The sequence below is a fragment of the Streptomyces fuscichromogenes genome (assembly GCF_014645815.1).
Taxonomy (GTDB): domain Bacteria; phylum Actinomycetota; class Actinomycetes; order Streptomycetales; family Streptomycetaceae; genus Streptomyces; species Streptomyces fuscichromogenes.
In genome coordinates this window covers 274,637-293,819 of record NZ_BMML01000006.1, presented here as the reverse complement: position 1 = coordinate 293,819, position 19,183 = coordinate 274,637, and the positions used below count along the sequence as shown (strand labels likewise).

Here is a 19,183-nt window from a genome sequence, read left to right as displayed (position 1 = left end):
GGCTCACCCCACCCCCGGCACCGTGAGCCCCCAAGCCCCCTCCACCACGCGCCACGTGCGCCGCCGTACCGGCCCCGCCACCCCGCCGTCCGCCCGGTAGCGGAAGTCCGCGCCCGTCACCGTCACCGTCCGCCCCGCGGCCCGCAGCGGGGTCGCCTCCGCGCCCACGGACAGCGGGCGTACCTCCACCTCGGCGAGGCCGTCGCGGCCGCCCGGGGTCACCGAGATGCCCTCCACCGGCTGGTCCAGGTCCACCACCGTCCGGCCGTCGACCTCCACCCGCAGCCGCGCGGGCGGACCGGGCACGGCCGGGACCGGGGCGGGGCGCGCCGACAGGGAGCGTACGAGGTGCTGGTACGGCCGCAGCCACCCGCGGGCCGGCACCGGCACCGGAGCCTCCGCCACGGCCGTCAGCGGCGGGATCCGCAGCGCGCCCAGCACCACCCCGTCGCTGTCGTCGACGAGGAGGTCCATCCGGCGCTCCACCCCGTCCAGGACCGCCCGCGCCGCCGCCACCGCGCCGGTGGGCACCCCCAGCGCGTGCGCGACGCCCAGCGGGCCCCCGACCGGGACCATCGACAGCACGCATCCCGCCAGCTCCCGGCGCCGGTGCAGCAGGGTCACCGCACGCACCAGGGCGCTGTCGTCGCCGACCACCACCGGTCGGCGTGAGCCCCGGCGGGCCAGTACGCGGGCGAATTCCTCGGGGCCCTCCGGCATGCACACCTTCGATGCCGCACCCGCGCTGAGCACGTCTTTCGCGATCCGGACGGACTCACCGTCCGTCTGCCGTGCCGCCGGATCGATGATCACCAGCAGCTGATCGGACGTCGCGAATGTCGCCACCTCGGTCGTGCCTCGCTTCCTCGGGTAGCATCACTGTGCAAGAGCCCCTTGCGCTATTGCGCCAGGGGCTTCGTCTATTCCGGGGCATCCGGTCCGACGGTTGTGCGGCCAACGACGGTCGCGGTGGTACGCGGCGACGAACCTTACGCGTACGCCCCTGACCTTGGACATGCCCCGCCCGGAAGGGGTGTACGCGCGTGCCCGCACTTGTGCTGCTCGGTGCTCAGTGGGGTGACGAAGGCAAGGGAAAGGCGACGGACCTGCTAGGCGGATCCGTCGATTACGTGGTGCGTTACCAGGGTGGCAACAACGCCGGCCACACGGTCGTCGTGGGCGACCAGAAGTACGCACTGCACCTGCTCCCTTCCGGAATCCTCTCGCCCACGTGTGTCCCGGTCATCGGCAACGGTGTCGTCGTCGACCCGTCGGTCCTGCTCTCCGAGCTGAGCGGTCTGAACGAGCGTGGCGTCGACACGTCCAAGCTCATGATCAGCGGTAACGCGCACATCATCACGCCGTACCACGTGACCGTCGACAAGGTGACGGAACGCTTCCTCGGAAAGCGGAAGATCGGTACGACGGGGCGCGGTATCGGGCCGACCTACGCCGACAAGATCAACCGGGTCGGCATCCGGGTCCAGGACCTCTACGACGAGTCGATCCTGACCCAGAAGGTCGAGGCGGCCCTCGACGTCAAGAACCAGATGCTCACCAAGCTCTACAACCGGCGCGCGATCGCGATCGAGCAGGTCGTCGAGGAGCTGCTCGGCTACGCGGAGAAGCTCGCTCCGTACGTCGCCGACACGGTCCTGGTCCTCAACCAGGCCCTGGAGGAGGACAAGGTGGTCCTCTTCGAGGGCGGCCAGGGCACGCTCCTCGACATCGACCACGGCACGTACCCGTTCGTCACGTCCTCGAACCCGACCGCGGGCGGCGCCTGCACCGGCTCCGGTGTCGGCCCGACGAAGATCACCCGGGTCATCGGCATCCTCAAGGCGTACACGACCCGGGTCGGCGCCGGTCCGTTCCCGACCGAGCTCTTCGACGAGGACGGCGCCGCGCTGCGCCGCATCGGCGGCGAGCGGGGTGTGACGACGGGCCGGGACCGCCGCTGCGGCTGGTTCGACGCGGTCATCGCCCGCTACGCGACCCGCGTGAACGGCCTGACCGACTTCTTCCTCACCAAGCTCGACGTCCTCACGGGCTGGGAGCAGATCCCGGTCTGTGTGGCGTACGAGATCGACGGCAAGCGCGTCGAGGAACTCCCGTACTCCCAGACCGACTTCCACCACGCGAAGCCGATCTACGAGAACCTGCCCGGCTGGTCCGAGGACATCACCAAGGCCAAGTCCTTCGCGGACCTGCCGAAGAACGCGCAGGACTACGTCAAGGCGCTGGAGGAGATGTCCGGCGCCCCGATCTCCGCGATCGGCGTGGGTCCGGGCCGCGACGAGACGATCGAGATCAACTCGTTCCTCTAGAGCGGCGGTTGCAGGACTCATTTGGGCCGGTCTTGGGAATCCTTGACCGGCCCTTGGGTCATCCGTGGTTACGCCGGTAACGGGTGAGGGTCAGCATCTACGCGGGTAGCCCGCCGCGGCCCGCATGCCACACCCGTCCTCTGCGCCTTTCCAGGAGTCCTGAATGCCCGTCAATCCCATGAACCGCCGTGAGTTCGTGCAGAAGTCGGCCGTCACCGGCGCCGCCGTGGCCGTCGCGGGAACCGTCGGTACCGGCACCGCCCAGGCCGCCGAGGCGGGCCACGGCCACGCCAAGCCGCCGAAGGCGCCCAAGACCTGGAGCTTCTCCATCCTGGGCACCACCGACCTGCACAGCCACGTCTTCAACTGGGACTACTACACCAACGCGGCGCCCGTGGACTCCAAGGGCAACACCTACGGCATCGCCCGTATCGCCACCCTGGTGAAGAACATCCGCAAGGAGAAGGGCGCGGACCGGGTCCTGCTCGTCGACGCCGGCGACATCATCCAGGGCACCTCGCTCGCCTCCTACTTCGCGAGCGTCGACCCGATCACCGGCAAGAACGGCAAGCGCGGTCCCAAGCACCCCATGGCGATCGCCATGAACGAGATGCGCTACGACGCGGCGGCCCTCGGCAACCACGAGTTCAACTACGGCATCGAGGTCGTCCGCACCTTCGAGAAGCAGTGCGACTTCCCGCTGCTCGGCGCCAACGCCCTGGACGCCAAGACGCTGAAGCCGGCCTTCCGGCCCTACACCGTCAAGCACATCAAGGTCCCGCACGGCCCCGACATCAAGGTCGGCATCCTCGGCCTCACCAACCCGGGCATCGCCCTGTGGGACAAGGACAACGTCTCCGGGAAGATGGCCTTCACGGGCCTGGTGGAGCAGGCGAAGAAGTACGTGCCGCGGCTGCGCGCCCTCGGCTGCGACGTCGTCTTCCTCACCGACCACTCGGGCCTGGACGGCTCGACCTCGTGGGGCGACGAACTCCCCTACGTGGAGAACGCGTCGAACCTGGTCGCCGAGCAGGTGCCCGGCATCGACGCGATCCTCGTCGGCCACACCCACGTCGACGTCCCGACCTACACGGTGAAGAACGCGGAGACCGGCGACGACGTCCTGCTCTCCGAGCCGTACTGCTACGGCTACCGCCTGTCCCGCTTCGACTTCGAGCTGGAACTGGTCGACCACTCCTGGAAGATCACCAAGAAGACCGCCACCACCCTGAACAGCAACACGGTCGCCGAGGACCCGCGGATCACCGAACTCCTCACCGCCGACCACCAGTTGGTCGTCAAGTACGTCAACACCGCGATCGGCACCTGCACCGCGGCGATGTCGACGGCCGAGGCCTGCTGGAAGGACGTCCCCGCCATCGACTTCATCCAGCAGGTCCAGATGGACGCGGTGAAGGCGGGCCTGTCGGCGGCGGACGCCGCACTTCCGCTGATCTCGGTGGCCGCGTGCTTCAGCCGTACGGCCACCATCCCGGCCGGTGACGTGACCATCCGCGACGTGGCGGGCCTGTACGTCTACGAGAACACCCTGTACGGCAAGAAGCTCACCGGCGCCCAGCTCAAGGACTACCTGGAGTACGCGGCGAAGTACTACCACCAGGTCCCGTCCGGCACGGCGGTGGACACGGCCACCCTCACCAACGCCAACAGCTTCTGGGACTACATGTACGACATGGCGGCCGGCGTCGACTACGAGATCGACATCGCGGCGGCCGAGGGCTCGCGCATCAAGAACCTGAGCTACAACGGCACCGCCGTCGCCGACGACCAGGTCTTCGTCGTCGCCGTCAACAACTACCGCGCCAACGGCGGCTCGGGCTACCCGCACATCGCCGCCGCGGAGACCGCCTACAGCTCCACCAACCAGGTCCGCGACCTGATGATCGCCTACGCCACGGCCAAGGGCACCATCGACCCGTCGGCCTTCGCGGCCACCAACTGGAAGCTGACCCAGGGCGGCACGCCGGTCTTCTAGCGTTCGCCTGCTCGCCGGTCCATGGCGGTCCCACCTCGTGTGGGGCCGCCTTTTTTGTTTGCTCGACAAGCGGAACCTGTCATTTCCCATAGGTAATTCAACCTCATCTGTGAAATCTTAAAGCTGTGAAAACTGAAGGATTTCGGAGGCGATTAGAAGCTGTTCTTCAGTCGCCTTTCACGCATTGAGTGTCAACGGAGTTATTGGTACCGTCCATGGCGTCACAGCAGGCCAACGGGTGCCTCCCGGTTGGCTGTTGCGTTTCTTCATGCCATTCTCCCCTCTCTCTGAAGGAGCGGTTAGTGAGTCGAGAAAGAACTCGTCAGGTGCGTACGCGACGAACCTGGCGGGGCGTGGCCGGCGCTGCCACCGCTATAGTCCTGGTCGGTGGCGGATTCGCCGTGGCGAACGCCTCCACCGAAGGGGTCAAGAAATCCGACGTCGGTGTCCAGCGCCCGGTGAACAAGAAGGCCAAGGGCGTCGCGGGCGTGGTCAGCGCCGCCAACGCGTTCCTCAACACCCTCACCTCCGACGAGCAGTCCGCGACGCTGCTGGACTTCACCCAGGCGAACGCGACCGCCTGGTCGAACCTGCCGTGCGGCTCCTCGTGCCGGGTCGGCGTCGAGTTCAGCTCGCTGACCACCGACCAGATCGCCGCCGCCGAGGCCGTCCTGAAGGAGGCCCTGGGCACCGGCAAGGACACCGGTTACCAGCACGTCCTGCAGACCCTCGCGGCCGACGACGTGCTCGCCTCGGCGCAGGCCACCAGCAGCGCCGGCGCGCCGACGGACGCCCCCTCGGACGCCCCCACGGACTCCGCCTCGGCCGACCCGAGCGCCTCGTCCACCGACACCGCCGTTCCCACCGACGCCCCCACGGGCGCCCCGCCCTCCGGCGGCACCGGTGGCGGCGGCGGAGGCGGGTACGGCAGCAGCCAGTACTTCATGGCGTTCCTCGGCACCCCGTCGGCGACCGGCACCTGGCAGCTGCACTTCGGCGGCCACCACCTCGCCGTCAACATCACGTACAAGGACGGCAAGGTCGTCGGCGCCAGCCCGTACTTCACCGGCGTCGAGCCCTCCAGCTGGACCGCGAGCGACGGCACCACGGTCGCGCCGCTGAACAGGTTCCGCGACGGCATGCTCAAGCTGACCGCGAGCCTGAGCACCGCGGAGCTGGCCAAGGCCAAGCTCTCCGAGTCGTTCAGCGACGTGCTGCTCGGCCCGAACAAGGACGGCGACTTCCCGGAGACCAAGGAGGGCATCAAGGTCAGCGAGCTCTCGGCGAAGCAGAAGAAGCTGGTCCTCGCCGCGATGCGCCCCTGGGTGGCCGACGCGGACGACGCCACCGCCGAGAAGCTCATGAAGACGTACGCCAAGGAGCTCGACCAGACCTACGTCTCCTACTCCGGAGGCACGGGCCTGGACACCCAGGGCGACTACGTCCGCATCGACGGCCCCAGCGTCTGGATCGAGTTCGTCTGCCAGGACGGCGTCGTGTTCCGCGACCAGGTCCACTACCACACCGTGTACCGGGACCACACCCGCGACTACGGCAGCGAGTTCTCCTTCTCATGACCGGACCGCGAAACTGGCTGACCACCGCCCTGACACGCCTGGTGGCCGGGATCGCGATCGTGGTACCGGCGGTGCTCCTGCTCGGGGCGTCGCCGGCCGCCGCGCATCCGATGCCGCACTCGGTGGTGCAGCTGGACGTGTACCGGTCGTCGGTCGCGGCCCGCCTGGAGCTGCCGGTCAGCGACCTCTCCCGGGCCAGCGGGATCGACCTCACCGAGACGACCAGGGCCCAACTGCCGTCCCGGGCCGCCGCCATCCGTACCTACCTGCTCAAGCACATCCACCCGACCACGGGCAACGGCAAGGCCTGGCGGGTCGCCATCGGCGCGCTGAGCCTCAGCCGCACCCGGCAGACGTCCACCGGCCCCTACCGCGAACTCACCGTCGCCGCCGTCCTCACCCCGCCCGCCGGCGCCGACGTACGCCACTTCACCTTCCGCTACGACGTGATCGTGCACCAGGTCGTCACCCACGTCACCCTGGTGACCGTCCGCCAGGACTGGGCGAACGGCCGGGTCGACGGCGAGGGCACCACCCAGGTCGGCACCATCGAGCTCGACATCCGGCACATGAGGGTCCCGGCCCTGAAGGTCGACCTCGGCCCCGGCAGCGCCTGGCGCGGCTTCGTCGCCATGGTCGGACTCGGCGGCAACCACATCCTCACCGGCACCGACCACCTTCTCTTCCTACTGATCCTGCTCCTGCCGGCCCCCCTGGCCGCGACCGGCGGCCGCTGGACCGGCCTGGTCGGTCCCCGCAGGGCGCTGGCCCGCATCGGCGGCATCACCCTCGCCTTCACGGCCGGCCACTCGGTCGCCCTGGCCGCGAGCTCCCTGGGCCGACTCGACATCCCCTCCTGGCCGGTGGAGGCGTTCATCGCCGCGAGCATCCTGGTCGGCGCGATCCACGCGATCCGCCCCCTCTTCCCCGGCCGGGAAGCGGTCGTGGCGGGCGTCTTCGGCCTCGGCCACGGCATGGCGTTCTCCTTCGTGCTCGCCGAGATGCACCTGTCCACCGGCCAGTTGGTCACCAGCCTGCTCGGCTTCAACCTGGGCATCGAACTGGTCCAGCTGCTGCTGGTCTGCCTCGCGCTGCCCTCGCTCCTGGTCCTGGCCCGGCTGCGCGTCCAGCCCGCACTGCGCCTGACCGGCGCCGCGCTCACCGGCATCGCGGCCCTCGGCTGGCTGGTCGACCGCCTCGGCCTGCCCAACCCCGTCGCCCGCGCGGCCGACAGCGCGGGCTCCCACACGACAGCGCTGCTGGCCACGCTGGCGCTGGCCGCCCTCGCCGCCACGGCGTGGACCGTGGCGGGCCGTCTGCGCGCACGGCCGAAGGGTCTGGACCCGGCCCCCGCCGAACCCGGGCTCAGCCCCCCATGATGACCGTCGAGTCGTCGTTCTTCCGCCTTTTCTGCTTCGAGCCGACACGCAGCACCTCGCCGGCCATCAGCGTCACCATCGCCACCCCGCGCGCCCAGCGCGGACCACCGCGTGCCGCCCAGAAGACGCACACGCAGCCGCCGACGACGGCGACGAGAAGAAGGGCGAGAGCGGCGAACATGGTCATGGCGGGGTTCCTCTCGATCGGTGGACCGGCGGAGGCCCCGCCGATGGGGGAGACGGTGTTGGTGCGTCCGAGGTTGCGGGAGATCGTCTCCGTCCGTGATCCCCATGATGCCGTTCAAGGCTCAACGGCCGCCTGAGTAGCGGTACTCAACAGTTCGTCGCCGCCCGGAAGCCGTCTCCGGTGTTCAGGACGGGCAGAGCCGCGTGGCGGCCCGGACCAGCCCGGCGACCGCGCCGGAGCGGCTGTGCGGCGGCCACGCGATGACGGTGGTGACCGGCGGCGCGTCCAGCACCGGTACGGCGGTGAGGTCCTCGCGCAGTTGGGTCCGGACGGACTCCGGCACCACACAGCAGGCGCGGCCCAGCGCGACCAGCTGGTACAGCTGGGCCTGGTCCCGGACCTCGGGACCGGGCCCGTCCGGGTACGTGCCGTCGCGGTGCCGCCAGCGCGCCACGGGAAGGCCGGCCAGTTCGCTGATGTCGGCCATCCGCACCTGGTCGCGGGCGGTGAGGCCATGCCCGCTCGGCACCACCACGACCTGGCTCTCCGTCTGCAGTTCCTCGGTGTCGAAACCGGCCGTGCTGTCGAACGGCAGGTGCAGCAGCGCCACGTCGGCCCGGCCGTCGCGCAGCATCCGCTCCTGCTCGCCGACCCCGCACAGCAGCAGATCGACGGCGACCGCGTCGGGTTCGGCGGCGTAGGTGTCGAGCAGCTTCGCCAGCAGTTCGCCGGACGAGCCCGCCTTCGTGGCCAGCACCACCCCCGGCCTGCCGGTGGCGGCGAGCGCCGCGCGGCGGGTGCGCTGCTCGGCGGCCTCGACGGCGTCCAGCGCGGCCCGTGCCTCGCGCAGCAGCACCGACCCGGCCTCGGTCAGGGCGACGGCACGGCTGGTGCGGTCCAGCAGCTTCGCCCCGAGCCGCCGTTCCAACCGGCTGATCGCCCGCGACAGCGGGGGCTGCGCCATCCCGAGCCGCTGGGCCGCCCGCCCGAAGTGCAACTCCTCTGCGACGGCCACGAAGTACCGCAACTCCCGCGTCTCCACCCGCCCATGCTACCGATCCGGCCGGGATCGATACCCCTGCGGTATCGCTGCCCACCCGATCGGTGTTGGCCGCCCCGGCCTGTCCCCGTACAGGATAGAAGCATGACCGAACAGCAGAAGACCGCGCTGGTCACCGGCGCGAACAAGGGCATCGGACACGAGATCGCGGCCGGCCTCGGCGCCCTCGGCTGGCGCGTCGGCGTCGGCGCGCGCGACGCGGAGCGCCGGGAGACCGCGGTGGCGAAGCTGAGGGCGGCCGGTGTCGACGCGTTCGGGGTGCCGCTCGACGTCACCGACGACACGAGCGTGACGGCGGCCGCCGCGCTGATCGAGGACCTCGCCGGACACCTCGACGCGCTTGTCAACAACGCCGGTGTCACCGGCGGCATGGCACAGACACCGACCACCGCCGACCTCGCGACGGTACGGGAGGCCGTCGAGACCAACGTCATCGGCGTCATCCGCGTCACCAACGCGATGCTGCCGCTGCTGCGTCGCGCCCCGTCCCCCCGGATCGTCAACGTCTCCAGCAGCGTCGGTTCCCTCACCCGCCAGACCACGCCCGGCGCGGAAATGGGCCCGGTCGCCGTCGCCTACTCGCCGTCCAAGACGTTCCTCAACGGCGTCACCGTCCAGTACGCCAGGGAGCTCCAGGGCACGAACATCCTGATCAACCTCGCCTGCCCCGGCTACTGCGCCACCGACCTCAACGGCTTCCAGGGCCACCGCACCCCGCAACAGGGCGCGGCGACCGCGATCCGCCTCGCCACCCTGCCGGACGACGGCCCGACCGGCCGCTTCTTCGACGACGACGGGGAGGTGCCCTGGTGACTCGCTCGGGGGCACGAGCTCATCCCGCCTGAGTAACTCTACTCAGGCGGGGACACCCGGGCGGGGACGACATTGGGAGCATGAGCCATCCACCGTCGCGCCCCTCGCAGGGCGCGCCCCTCAGGGCGGTCTTCGCCGTCGTGGCCGGACTGCTGCTCGCGGTCGCCGTCGCCGTCAACGGCCTGCTGTCCTTCGGCATGCTCTTCGCCGGTGACAGCTGCGGCACCTCGGCCGGGACCCAGCGGTTCTGCGACGACTCCGGCGTGTGGATGCTGGTGGCGATGTTCGGGCCGTGGGTCGCGCTGGCCGCCGCGGTGGTCACGGTCGTGCTGGGCGCGGTGCGGGTGCGGCGGCCGTGGACCAGCCTGACCCTGGGCGTCCTCGTCTACGCGACCGGCCCCGCACTCGCCCTGTTCACCGTCTTCGGCTAGGTTCCGACCCTTTGCCCGGCGTCGGGCCGGACGCTCGACGGGGACGGCGGCCGCCGCCTGCCGTGCGGCCGCCCCGCGGGGCCGGGAGGTCAGGCCAGGCCGGCCGCGATGGCGCGGCGCACGGCGTCGGCCCGGTCCCGGATGTCGGCCTTGGCGAAGAGGTTGTTGATGTGCGTCTTGACGGTCGCCTCGCTCACGAAGAGCTTCTCCGCGATCGCGCGGTTGGGCAGCCCCTGGCCGATCAGGGTGAGCACTTCGCGTTCGCGGGGCGTGAGGTCCGCGGGCAGCTGCTGTCCGGACGCCGTCGGCCTGGCGCGGACGGTGGCCAGCAGCCGGTCCTGGACCTCGCGGTCCAGGACGGACTGGCCCGCGGCGGCGGCGCGGATCGCGCGGACGATGTCCTGGCGCCCGGCGTTCTTCGTCAGGTAGCCGCGGGCGCCCGCGCCGAGGGCTGCCAGGATCGAGTCGTCGTCGGCGAACGTGGTGAGCACGACGACGGCCACCTCGGGGTGTTCGTCGCTCAGCCTGCGGGTGGTCTCGATTCCGTCGAGCACGGGCATGCGCAGGTCCATCAGCACGACGTCCACCGGACCGGCGGCGACCGCGTCCAGTACGCCGTTGCCGTCCGCGGCCGCCGCGACGACGTCGATGTCCTCGGTCAGGTCCAGCACCGCGGCGAGCGGTTCGCGCACGGCGGCCTGGTCGTCGGCGACGACCACGCGCAACGGCCGGGAGCTCTCGGTGGGTTCACTCATCGCGGGATCACTGCCTCCACTTGCCAGCCGCCCTGGTCCGGTCCCTCGGTGACCGGTCCCGCGGTGAGGGTGCCGCCCAGCAGGGCGACGCGTTCGCGCATGCCGATCAGCCCCATTCCGCTGCCGCCCGCCGCGTTCACCGTACGGGTGGCGGGCCGGTTGCGGATCGTCAGCGTCGTCGAGGAAGCCGCGAAGGCCAGCTCCACCCGCACCGCGCCGCCCGGGGCGTGCCGCGCGGCGTTGGTCAGGGATTCCTGGGCGATCCGCAGCAGGTTCTGGGTCACCCGGGCCGGTACCTCCACCGGGGTGCCGCGGACGGTCAGGGCGTCGCGGTGGCCGGACGACTCAAGCATCGCGGTGAGGGTCTCCACCAGCGGCAGGGCGTCCTCGCGGAGCGCGTGGACGGTCCACTGCGCCTGCTTCAGGCTCTCCTTGACGAGGCTGTGGGCCCTGTCGTTGGCTGCCCTGACTTTTTCCAGGTCGCCGGTGTCGAGGAGGGCGTCGGCGAGTTCCAGCTGCATGTTGATCCCGGCCAGCGTGTGCGCCAGGACGTCGTGCACGTCCCGGGCGATCCGGCCGCGTTCGCTGAGCACGGCGGCCTGCGCCTCGGCACGGGCGGCGCGCTCCGCGCTCTCGGCCGCCGACAGCGCGGCCTCCACGGCCTGGTGCTGGACGCGGTTGAGTATCCCGATCAGGACCGGTGCGCCGGTGGTGAGACCGACGGCCCAGGGCAGCAGGGGGTGACCGCCTCCGATACTGAAGTACAGGACGCCGCCGCAGAGCAGGCTGCAGGCCGACGCCAGGACGAGGGCCGGTCTGGCCGGCAGCCGGTATCCGATGTGACCGGAGAGGAAGAAGGCGAAGAGGTAACCCGTTCCGCTGCGGCCGGCGCCGATCAGCGCGGCCGCCGCGAGGACGCCCAGCGACAGCCAGACGACGGCGGCACGCGGCGGGATCCTGCCCGGGGGCAGGCCGCGGGCGAGCAGCGCCGCACAGTTCAGGACGAACAGGACCGCGACCACCAGCCCCCGCCCGCTGACGCCCATCGGCCGGATCGTCAGGGCCCCGCTGACGATGACCGCCATGGTCAGGGCCCACTGCACCCGGGGGTCCCGGCCCGGGACCGGCCGGGGCGCGGCCGGTGGGGGCGGCAGCTGCCCGGGGCAGGAGGCGGTCTCGGCGGTGGGCACGGCCAGACCATAGCTCACGGCCGGACCGCGACACGGTTCGAGGCGGGGGCGCTCTGCCCGGCGGTCAGCATCCGGCTGCGGACGAAGATCGTGCCCAGCCGGGTGACGACCTCGGTGAGCGCCATCAGGACGAAGGCCGCCACCCATGCCTGGTCGCTGGTGATGTGGTGGGCGACGCTGAACCGGGCGACGTCGTCGGCGCCGCCGCCGTGCTCGGTCCACAGCTGGAAGCCCATCCGGGCACCCATGCCGAGCACCCACAGGATCGCGGAGACCGCGCCCGCCTTGATCAGGATGTGCTCGCCCGCGGTCCTGACCCGGGTGTAGACGCCGCCCGCGATGCCGAGGACGGCGCCCGCGGCCATGAGCGCTGCGACCAGTATCAGGTCGTTGCCCGCGGTGGGAACGGAGTCCAGGTACGTGTGGGCCACGAAGGCCACGATCCCCAGCGGGATCAGGAAGGTCCTGAGGTCGAGCCGGCCTTCCCGCAACTGCCGGAAGACGACGAGGATGAGAGCGATGTCGGTGATCCACTCGGTCGTTGTCATGCCCCCAAGCCTGCTGTCGCAGGTCCCGCGAGGCCTGGACCCACGGGTGGAACCCGGGGTGGAGAAGCGCGCGGCGGGCCGCACCTCACCTCACCGGCATCGTCGTCCGGACCGGTCGATGTCGGCGCTCACCGCATCGCTCGCGCTCACCCGGCCGACCCGAGGAAGGCGGCCCAGGCGGCGGGGGAGAGGGTGAGGTGGGGGCCGTCGGGGGCGGTCTTGGAGTCGCGGATGTGGATGGTGTGGGGGCAGGGGGATATTTCGAGGCAGTTCCCGCCGCCGTCGTCGCTGTAGGAGGACCTGCGCCAGGTGTAGGCGGTCTCGACGCAGTTGCCGCCCCCGCCGTCGCTGTAGCTGGACTTGAACCACCGAAGGGTTCCGGTGCGGGTCATCGCTTCTCTCCTGCCAACCGTTCGATGAGGCTCACCGAGTCGTCGGTACTCAGGGCCTGTGCGCGGATCTTCGCATAGCGGTGGGCGAGTTGGGACACTTCCTCCGGTTCGCTGACCAGGATGCCCTGGTCCTCGATCTCCATGTAGACCACGTGTTCGTGGTCCGCGGTCACCACCATCTTCATGGCGCCGCGATCACCGGCATGCGTGCCCCGCAACCCCCGCTCCATCGGCAGCACTTGCAGACACACATTGTCCCGCCGCGCGTCCTCGGCGAGCGAGAGCAGTTGTCCGCGCAGTACCTCCCAGGACCCGAACGGCCTCCGCAGCACGCTCTCTTCGAGGATCAGCTCGATCATCGGCGCCGGCTCCCGCTTGAACAGCGCCCGGCGGGCCAGCCGTGCCTCGACCAGTTCCTCCCGCTTCTGCTCCGAGACCGGCGGAAAGCTGCCCCCGATCAGGGCCCGTGCGTAGTCCTCGGTCTGGAACAGGCCGTCGACCACGAGCGTCTCGTACGACGAGATCGTGACCGCTCCGGCCTCCAGCTCCGAGAAGCCCCGGAAGCGGGCCGGGTACTTCTCCAGCAGCATCCACTTGCGGGCCTTCTCGAAGACCCCCATCCCGTTGCCGATGGCCTCCTCCAGCGCCACCAGCATCTTGTCGCTGGCGGGCTGCGCACACGTCTCCATGGCGCTGATCGCGGACGCCGTGTAGCCGGTCCGCCTGCCCAACTCCTCCTGCGTGAGCTCCCGCTGCTCACGCAGGGCTTTCGCGAGGGCGGCCACCATCTGTGCCGTGCCGCCCGCTTCCTCTTTGTTCTCGGCCCGCGCCATTGCGGTCACCCCCGAACTCAACCGAACTCAACCGGTCACAACCAACCCACCCTGAATTCCGACCGTGTGCGGTGGTCGACTCAGAGTTATGGCGACGGTAGCCCCACCTCCCCAAACTGGTCCCATGAATACGCAAAGTGACCGGTCAAACCTCGGCTGGCTGCCCGCCTCCGGTGTTCAACTCCGCAAGGCCGGTGTCCAGTTCGACGCGGTGCGGGTGGACGACGGGGAGTGGGGGCGGCGGCTCGCCGACCGGCTCGCGGAGCTGACCGGGGGTGACCCGGGGCCGGTGATCGAGGTCGCCAGCGGGCGGCGGTGCGTGTACTTCCTGGTTCCGGCCGGGAGCACGGATCACCTGCCCTGGCCCGCGGAGGTGACCAGACTGACCGCCGTTCCGGCGCGGGTGTCGTACATCCCGATTCCGGCGCTCGACGACATGACCTGGCCGTTGGCCTGGCGCTACCGGCCCACCGCCCACGGTCGCTTCGTGCACACGCGACTGCTGCGGACCGCGCTTCACTCGGCGGAGTGAATTGCGTCAACACGCGGGCGGGAAAAAGGGATTGTGGCTTGCGCTCGGCTCTTTGGGTGGCCCTAGAGTCGCGATCAACGAAATTGCCCCCGCGGTGCGCCAACACCCGGGGGCTCGACACCTGGAGAGAACAGCTCCGATGCGCGTTCATCGTATGGCGCCCCTGCGCGCCTTCGCAGCCCTTGCCCGCTTCCGTTTCGGGGACCGACGTCTGTCCTGGGGAGCGGTAGGCGTACTGACGTACCTCTTGGGGCTGCCGAACGGTTCCTGGATCACCGAGCGCATCCTCGCGGCGCAGCGCGGCGAAGGGTGCATGTCGGTCGTCGCGTCCCTGCGTGAGCTGGAGGAACGGCGGTATCTGCGGCGGGTGGTGCGGCGGGATGCGGTGACCCGGCAGTACTCGACGACCTGCGAGGTTTTCGAGAGGCCGTACGAATTCGATGCACCGGTGGGTGAATTGCAAAAAGTTCGCCCATTGGCGGCCTAGCTCAAAGGGAAGGGAAAACGATGACTGTCTTGCTTGAGCGGCCCGACACGGTATACCGGAGGTATACTTGCGTCATGGCTGACACCACCGTCAAGGTCGACCCCGCTGTCCGTGACCGCCTCATGGTGCTCGCCCGGGAGCGCGGGATGACCATGCGCGATCTGATCGCCGAGCTCGCGGGGGCCACGCCCACGCAGGAGGAGCTGCGCAAGCGCTACGAGGAGACGAAGGCGTACTGCGAGACGCACTTCGGGGTGACGTTCACCGACGAGGAGCACGACCGGGTGGAGAAGATCTGGCAGGACCTTGAGGCCGGCCGGCCGGTGGACAGTCTGTGAGCGCGATGAGGGCCGGTTCCACCGGTGTCGTGTTCGACGAGTCCGCCCTGCTGGCGCTGGGTTCGGGGAACTCGCTGGCCTCCCACTTCGTGGCGAACACGGAGCACGGGCCGACCCGGCACGTCTACGTCCCCGCGCTCTGCCTGGCCGCCGCCGACGGCATGCGCAAGGGGCTCGCGGAGCATGTCGGCGCGCTTCCGGCCGTCGAGATCGTGGAGTTGGACTTCGCGGGCGCGTCCACGGTCGGCGCGCTGCTGCGTGACGGCGTGGAGTGGCGGCTGGGGCACGCGGTCCACCTGTCCCGGCCCACGCTCGACTGGCCCGACGGCCGTCATGTCGTGACCGTCGAACCCGACCGCTACGCAGACATGCCCCTCGTGCGCACCATCAGGCTGCCGCAGCAGAGGTGACCTCGGTCGGCCGGGGTGTCCGCCTCCGGGGCGCCCCGTCCGTCAGCTGAACACGATCATCGAGCCCTGGGCCAGGCTGCGGGTCGCCGCCGCGTGCAGGCCCAGCCAGACGTGGCGTTCACGGGCGAAGGGGCTGGGGTCGTAGGGGGCGGGGACCGCCGGTTCTTCGAGGTCCGTGGGGGCCGTGGGAGGCTGCGGCGGGGCCGGGGGGTTCGCCGGGTCGATGCCGATCGACGGGGCGACGTACTCCAGCTCGCGCAGCAGGGCGTGGGAGGAGCCGAGAGGGCCGCCGCTGGCGAGGAGTTCGTCGCTGGAGAGCGGGTGCGGGAAGTCGACCGGGACGTAGGCGCCCGCGTGGTCGTAGTGCCAGACCAGGTGCGACTGCTGGGCCGTCGTCTCGAACATCTCCAGGAGCTGCTCGTAGTCGCCGCCCAGGTCGTCCACCGGGGAGAGGGGCAGTCCGCAGACCTGGAGCAGGTACACGCGGCGGAGGAAGTGCAGGGCGTCGTAGTCGAAGCCGGCCACCGGGGCGACCTCGCCGGACAGGCCCGGCATGTACTGGTACACCGGCACCGGGGGCAGCCCGGCCTCGGCGAGCACCTTGTTGTACTGCGCGAGTTCCTCGGCGAACGGATTGTCGGGGGTGTGGCACAACACGTCGACGAGCGGTACCAGCCAGAGGTCACAGGCCAAAGAGGGCTCCTAGTATCAGCGCGTTCACAGCAGGTGCTCGGCCAGGTGGTCAGGGAAGAGTAATCCGTGCGGCGCCGGTCAGCTCCCCCCGTGCAGGTCCCATACCCAGACCCCGCCGGTCCACTTACCGGGTTTTCCGGTCAGAGCCGCCACCGCCTGTCGTAGTTTCTCGTCATTGGGTTGCGGGGCGACCACCAGGACCCCCGCCTTCCAGTACGCGAAGTCCTTCTTGGCCTGCGCCTGCCAGTTCTTGCCGATCACCGGCACCTTCCCGGAGTAGCGGACGTCCCGCAGCATGTCGGAGGTGTAGCGCGGGGCGGCGCCGTAGATTCCGATGCGGTCGTCGCCGTACGGGCCGTTGAAGTATCCGCCGGGGAGCTTGAAGCCGAGACCCGCGCTGGTCTGCCAGTGCAGGGCCTCCGCGTAGCCGGGATCCGGCAGCGGCAGCGGGACGAGGGACTCGCCCTTGCCCACGTACGACTTCCACATCCCGCTCGTGATGAACTCCGGGACCGCCTCCCGCTTCTCCGACTTGAGCGGGGCCGGGACGATCGGGAGCAGCGCGAGGGCGACGGTGAGCAGGCCGAAGTACTGGACCGCGATGCGGCGGGTGGCCAGGACCTTCTCCAGGGCCAGCGCGAGCAGCACGCCCAGCGCGGGCGCGCAGATCATCGCCACCCGGCCCTCGATGACGGACTCGAAGAGCGGGAACCTGCGGACCAGCGCCCAGGGGCCCGGATACACCGTCTCCGTCAGCGGGATGCGGATCTCGGGGCCCAGGGACAGCACGGCCGCGGCCACCGACGTGAACGCCAGGGCCTTGACCAGCGGCCGCTCCCACAGCCGTACGACGATCCCGAAGGCGACCAGGACCAGCGGCCAGCCGTAGAAGGCGTTCTGCTCGGTGGGGTTGAGGGAGAGCTCGTTGGCGCGGCCCGCGTCGCCGTAGAGCAGCGAGCGTTCGGAGAAGGCGAGGAGGGAGAGCGGGCTGTTTCCGGCGTTGTCGCCGTGCAGGACGCTGTGGTAGCTCTGCGGGCCCGCGAACTGCCAGGCGAGCGGGAAGGCGACCAGGGGCAGGCAGACCGCCCCGGCGATCAGCAGGCCCTTGCCCAGCGGGCGCCAGGCCTCCTTCGCCACCTGCGGCCGTACCACCGCGTACGCCAGGGCGAACAGGGTCATACCCAGCGCCGCCAGCAGGAACGGCTCCTCGCCCAGGAAGACCTGGTACACCGCCATCAGCCCGAGCACGATCCCGTCCCGCCGGACCCGCTCGCCCGTCGCGAGCCGCAGGGCGCGGTCGATGATCAGCGGGATCATGAACAGGATCACGAAGTTGGGGTGCGCGTTGGCGTGGCTGACCATCGGGGGCGCGAAGGCCGCGAGGGACGCGCCGACGAAGGCGGCACCCCGGTTCCGCACCACCCGCTTCACCAGCAGCCAGTACCAGGCGACGGCGGTGGCGGCGAGCCCGAGCGCCATGCAGACGGAGAGCGAGACCGCCGGACCGGCCAGCAGGGTCAGCGGGGCGAAGGGGACGGAGACGCCCAGCATGACCGTGTTGGCCATCAGGTTCACGCCGTCGGGGAAGTTCTGGAAGTCGGAGAACAGCGGGTTGCGGAAGTGCGCGAGGTTGTCCGCGGTCACCGCGAAGAACCACTCCCACTGGTTCTGGTCCTGGAGCGAGTCGACGAGATAGCGGTGGTCCGGGTCGAAGAACCGGCCCGAGTACAGCGCCACGGACATCAGCAGGAACAGGACCGGGACCAGCAGGTCGGCCGGGCGCAGCCGGCGCAGCCGCAGCCGGGCCAGGTCGGCGAGGACCTTCGGGTAGTCCAGCGGGCCCACCTTGGAGCCCGACTGGTGGCTCCAGCGGACCGGGACCTCGGTGATCGGGTGGCCCTCGCGGTGCAGGTGCTGGAGGACCTCCACGTCGATGCCCCAGCCGTCCAGCCGGGACCCGGCGAAGGCCTCCCGGGCCAGCTCGCCGTCGAAGAGCTTGAACCCGCACTGGGTGTCCTTGATCCCCGGCACGGCGGTCGCGCGTATCAGCAGGTTCCCGGCGCGGCCGAGCAGCTCGCGCAGCCGGTGCTGGCGGTCGGCTATCTCCGCGCCCGGCACCGCACGGGAGCCGATCGCCGCCGCGCTGCCCTCGCTGAGCGCCTTGTCCAGCCGCTCCAGTTCCTCGATCGGCGCCGCGAGATCGGCGTCGGTGACGAGGACGCGGCCGCCGGCGGTGGCGGCGACGCCGAGGCGCAGGGCGTTGCCCTTGCCCCGGTTGCGGTCGGCGGTGACCAGCCGGACCCGCGGGTGCCGTAAGGCGGCGACCTCGCGCGTCCCGTCCGTCGAGCCGTCGTCGGAGACGACCACTTCCCAGGAGCCGAAGCGGCTCTCGTTGTCGGCGAGATAGCGGGTGACGGCGTCGAGCGTCGGGCCGAGCCGCGCCTCCTCGTTGTACGCCGGGATCACGACGGAAAGGTCGACGGTCCCCCTGTCCTCGTCCTCCGTGGGTTCCGTGGGCTCCGTGGGCGCGGTCATCCGTTCTTCTCCGCCAGTCGCTCGATCAGGGCGAGGGAGTGGGTGTTGTACGCGGCGACGATCCCCCGGGCCGTCTCCGTGTCCCGGCGGGACAGCGCGTCGACCAACTCGGTGTGCCGGGACCAGAGATACCCGCGTAGATCGGGCAGCCGGCGCAGATGCTGCACCGCGCACACCCAGGACTGCACGCGCAGCCGGTGCAGGAAGTCGGCGAGGTAGGGGTTGCCGAACAGGGCGGACAGCTCCCGCCAGAACCGCAGGTCGTAGCCGATCAGAATGGTCAGGTCACCGGCGGTCGCGGCGCGCTGCGCCTCCTCGCCGCGCCGCCGGACGGCGGCCAGGGCGGCCGCGACCCGCGGCTCCTCGGGGTCCTTGAAGGCGGGGTGGAGGCCGTCGGCGAGGGCCAGGAACATGCCGTCGGTGACCAGGCTGCGGGCCTCGATCATGCCCCGGTAGTCGGCGAGCGTGTACTCCGGCACCCGGAAGCCGCGGTGCTGGTCGGCGTCGAGGATGCCCTGCGCGGACAGCTCGACCAGCGCCTCGCGGACCGGCGTGGCGGAGACCCCGTACTGCTCGGCGATCTCCTTGACGGTGAACTCCAGGCCCGGCTGCAGCCGCCCGGCGAGCACCTCGTCACGGAGCGCGTCCGCGATCTGCTGGCGCAGGGTACTGCGGGTCACAGCGCCGTTGCCGGGCATCG

General features: G+C 70.6%; 21 protein-coding genes. 10 read left to right on the top strand and 11 right to left on the bottom strand.

The annotated features are described in order from the left end of the window. Positions 1 to 3: 3 nt before the first annotated feature. Positions 4 to 846, bottom strand: a complete 843-nt coding sequence (locus IEZ11_RS15450; protein WP_189263301.1) for a diacylglycerol kinase family protein — start codon at positions 844 to 846, stop codon at positions 4 to 6. Positions 847 to 1,043: 197 nt separating this feature from the next. Here IEZ11_RS15450 and IEZ11_RS15445 point away from each other — a divergent pair, with 197 nt between their 5' ends. From IEZ11_RS15445 to IEZ11_RS15430, 4 genes are all read left to right on the top strand, one after another. After that, entirely contained in the window at positions 1,044 to 2,327 is a 1,284-nt protein-coding gene (locus tag IEZ11_RS15445; protein ID WP_189263300.1) for an adenylosuccinate synthase, read from the top strand. Positions 2,328 to 2,490: 163 nt separating this feature from the next. After that, positions 2,491 to 4,323 carry a bifunctional metallophosphatase/5'-nucleotidase gene (locus IEZ11_RS15440; RefSeq protein WP_189263299.1) on the top strand — a complete coding sequence of 611 codons (1,833 nt, stop codon included), beginning with the start codon at positions 2,491 to 2,493 and terminating at the stop codon, positions 4,321 to 4,323. 326 nt (positions 4,324 to 4,649) lie between these two features. Continuing rightward, entirely contained in the window at positions 4,650 to 5,900 is a 1,251-nt protein-coding gene (locus IEZ11_RS15435) for a DUF3500 domain-containing protein (protein ID WP_229713033.1), read from the top strand. Next, positions 5,897 to 7,279, top strand: coding sequence for a HupE/UreJ family protein (locus tag IEZ11_RS15430; RefSeq protein WP_189263297.1), 1,383 nt, complete (start codon positions 5,897 to 5,899; stop codon positions 7,277 to 7,279). Before IEZ11_RS15435 ends, IEZ11_RS15430 begins: the two co-directional genes overlap by 4 nt. Here IEZ11_RS15430 and IEZ11_RS15425 read toward each other — a convergent pair. Beyond that, positions 7,266 to 7,466 carry a hypothetical protein gene (locus tag IEZ11_RS15425; protein ID WP_189263296.1) on the bottom strand — a complete coding sequence of 67 codons (201 nt, stop codon included), beginning with the start codon at positions 7,464 to 7,466 and terminating at the stop codon, positions 7,266 to 7,268. The two genes, IEZ11_RS15430 and IEZ11_RS15425, sit on opposite strands and share 14 nt — an antisense overlap. Before the next feature lie 184 nt (positions 7,467 to 7,650). Continuing rightward, the gene (locus IEZ11_RS15420) at positions 7,651 to 8,508 is read right to left on the bottom strand and encodes a LysR family transcriptional regulator (protein WP_189263295.1); all 858 of its coding nucleotides are present in this window, start codon (positions 8,506 to 8,508) and stop codon (positions 7,651 to 7,653) included. A gap of 102 nt (positions 8,509 to 8,610) precedes the next feature. Between IEZ11_RS15420 and IEZ11_RS15415 the strand changes: the two genes are divergently transcribed. Both IEZ11_RS15415 and IEZ11_RS15410 read left to right on the top strand, forming a co-directional pair. After that, entirely contained in the window at positions 8,611 to 9,339 is a 729-nt protein-coding gene (locus IEZ11_RS15415) for an SDR family oxidoreductase (RefSeq protein ID WP_189263294.1), read from the top strand. 80 nt (positions 9,340 to 9,419) lie between these two features. Next, entirely contained in the window at positions 9,420 to 9,770 is a 351-nt protein-coding gene (locus IEZ11_RS15410; protein WP_189263293.1) for a hypothetical protein, read from the top strand. A gap of 89 nt (positions 9,771 to 9,859) precedes the next feature. On the opposite strand, the gene IEZ11_RS15405 is transcribed toward IEZ11_RS15410, so the two are convergent. From IEZ11_RS15405 to IEZ11_RS15385, 5 genes are all read right to left on the bottom strand, one after another. Further along, on the bottom strand, positions 9,860 to 10,525 hold the full coding sequence (locus IEZ11_RS15405; protein WP_189263292.1) for a response regulator transcription factor: 666 nt from the start codon (positions 10,523 to 10,525) through the stop codon (positions 9,860 to 9,862). Beyond that, positions 10,522 to 11,628, bottom strand: a complete 1,107-nt coding sequence (locus IEZ11_RS15400; protein WP_189263477.1) for a sensor histidine kinase — start codon at positions 11,626 to 11,628, stop codon at positions 10,522 to 10,524. Before IEZ11_RS15400 ends, IEZ11_RS15405 begins: the two co-directional genes overlap by 4 nt. A 101-nt stretch (positions 11,629 to 11,729) precedes the next feature. Next, entirely contained in the window at positions 11,730 to 12,263 is a 534-nt protein-coding gene (locus IEZ11_RS15395) for a hypothetical protein (protein ID WP_189263291.1), read from the bottom strand. A gap of 146 nt (positions 12,264 to 12,409) precedes the next feature. Beyond that, positions 12,410 to 12,655 carry a DUF397 domain-containing protein gene (locus tag IEZ11_RS15390; protein WP_189263290.1) on the bottom strand — a complete coding sequence of 82 codons (246 nt, stop codon included), beginning with the start codon at positions 12,653 to 12,655 and terminating at the stop codon, positions 12,410 to 12,412. Next, on the bottom strand, positions 12,652 to 13,497 hold the full coding sequence (locus IEZ11_RS15385; protein WP_373294906.1) for a helix-turn-helix domain-containing protein: 846 nt from the start codon (positions 13,495 to 13,497) through the stop codon (positions 12,652 to 12,654). The genes IEZ11_RS15390 and IEZ11_RS15385 overlap by 4 nt, the downstream gene beginning before the upstream one ends. Before the next feature lie 115 nt (positions 13,498 to 13,612). Between IEZ11_RS15385 and IEZ11_RS15380 the strand changes: the two genes are divergently transcribed. The 4 genes from IEZ11_RS15380 (at position 13,613) to IEZ11_RS15365 (ending at position 15,255) form a co-directional block, all read left to right on the top strand. Beyond that, positions 13,613 to 14,020 (top strand): hypothetical protein, encoded by a 408-nt coding sequence (locus IEZ11_RS15380; RefSeq protein ID WP_189263289.1) that lies wholly within the window; start codon positions 13,613 to 13,615, stop codon positions 14,018 to 14,020. 154 nt (positions 14,021 to 14,174) lie between these two features. Further along, positions 14,175 to 14,507: a hypothetical protein gene (locus IEZ11_RS15375; RefSeq protein WP_189263288.1), complete on the top strand. Its 333-nt coding sequence runs from the start codon at positions 14,175 to 14,177 to the stop codon at positions 14,505 to 14,507. Positions 14,508 to 14,581: 74 nt separating this feature from the next. Beyond that, positions 14,582 to 14,845 (top strand): hypothetical protein, encoded by a 264-nt coding sequence (locus IEZ11_RS15370; RefSeq protein WP_229713032.1) that lies wholly within the window; start codon positions 14,582 to 14,584, stop codon positions 14,843 to 14,845. Then, on the top strand, positions 14,842 to 15,255 hold the full coding sequence (locus IEZ11_RS15365; RefSeq protein ID WP_373294905.1) for a PIN domain-containing protein: 414 nt from the start codon (positions 14,842 to 14,844) through the stop codon (positions 15,253 to 15,255). The genes IEZ11_RS15370 and IEZ11_RS15365 overlap by 4 nt, the downstream gene beginning before the upstream one ends. A gap of 42 nt (positions 15,256 to 15,297) precedes the next feature. On the opposite strand, the gene IEZ11_RS15360 is transcribed toward IEZ11_RS15365, so the two are convergent. From IEZ11_RS15360 to IEZ11_RS15350, 3 genes are all read right to left on the bottom strand, one after another. Beyond that, complete coding sequence (locus IEZ11_RS15360; protein ID WP_189263286.1) at positions 15,298 to 15,948, bottom strand: putative DNA-mimic protein; 651 nt, start codon at positions 15,946 to 15,948, stop codon at positions 15,298 to 15,300. Positions 15,949 to 16,026: 78 nt separating this feature from the next. After that, positions 16,027 to 18,483 carry a dolichyl-phosphate beta-glucosyltransferase gene (locus tag IEZ11_RS15355; RefSeq protein ID WP_189263285.1) on the bottom strand — a complete coding sequence of 819 codons (2,457 nt, stop codon included), beginning with the start codon at positions 18,481 to 18,483 and terminating at the stop codon, positions 16,027 to 16,029. Next, complete coding sequence (locus tag IEZ11_RS15350; RefSeq protein ID WP_189263284.1) at positions 18,480 to 19,181, bottom strand: GntR family transcriptional regulator; 702 nt, start codon at positions 19,179 to 19,181, stop codon at positions 18,480 to 18,482. Before IEZ11_RS15350 ends, IEZ11_RS15355 begins: the two co-directional genes overlap by 4 nt. Positions 19,182 to 19,183: the final 2 nt, after the last annotated feature.

Coding starts and splice junctions, on each gene's coding strand:
- IEZ11_RS15440 (WP_189263299.1), top strand. CDS start 2,491: ATGCCCGTCAATCCCATGAACCGCCGTGAGTTCGTGCAGAAGTCGGCC.
- IEZ11_RS15430 (WP_189263297.1), top strand. CDS start 5,897: ATGACCGGACCGCGAAACTGGCTGACCACCGCCCTGACACGCCTGGTG.
- IEZ11_RS15425 (WP_189263296.1), bottom strand. CDS start 7,466: ATGACCATGTTCGCCGCTCTCGCCCTTCTTCTCGTCGCCGTCGTCGGC.
- IEZ11_RS15415 (WP_189263294.1), top strand. CDS start 8,611: ATGACCGAACAGCAGAAGACCGCGCTGGTCACCGGCGCGAACAAGGGC.
- IEZ11_RS15410 (WP_189263293.1), top strand. CDS start 9,420: ATGAGCCATCCACCGTCGCGCCCCTCGCAGGGCGCGCCCCTCAGGGCG.
- IEZ11_RS15405 (WP_189263292.1), bottom strand. CDS start 10,525: ATGAGTGAACCCACCGAGAGCTCCCGGCCGTTGCGCGTGGTCGTCGCC.
- IEZ11_RS15395 (WP_189263291.1), bottom strand. CDS start 12,263: ATGACAACGACCGAGTGGATCACCGACATCGCTCTCATCCTCGTCGTC.
- IEZ11_RS15390 (WP_189263290.1), bottom strand. CDS start 12,655: ATGACCCGCACCGGAACCCTTCGGTGGTTCAAGTCCAGCTACAGCGAC.
- IEZ11_RS15380 (WP_189263289.1), top strand. CDS start 13,613: ATGAATACGCAAAGTGACCGGTCAAACCTCGGCTGGCTGCCCGCCTCC.
- IEZ11_RS15375 (WP_189263288.1), top strand. CDS start 14,175: ATGGCGCCCCTGCGCGCCTTCGCAGCCCTTGCCCGCTTCCGTTTCGGG.
- IEZ11_RS15370 (WP_229713032.1), top strand. CDS start 14,582: ATGGCTGACACCACCGTCAAGGTCGACCCCGCTGTCCGTGACCGCCTC.
- IEZ11_RS15355 (WP_189263285.1), bottom strand. CDS start 18,483: ATGACCGCGCCCACGGAGCCCACGGAACCCACGGAGGACGAGGACAGG.
- IEZ11_RS15350 (WP_189263284.1), bottom strand. CDS start 19,181: ATGCCCGGCAACGGCGCTGTGACCCGCAGTACCCTGCGCCAGCAGATC.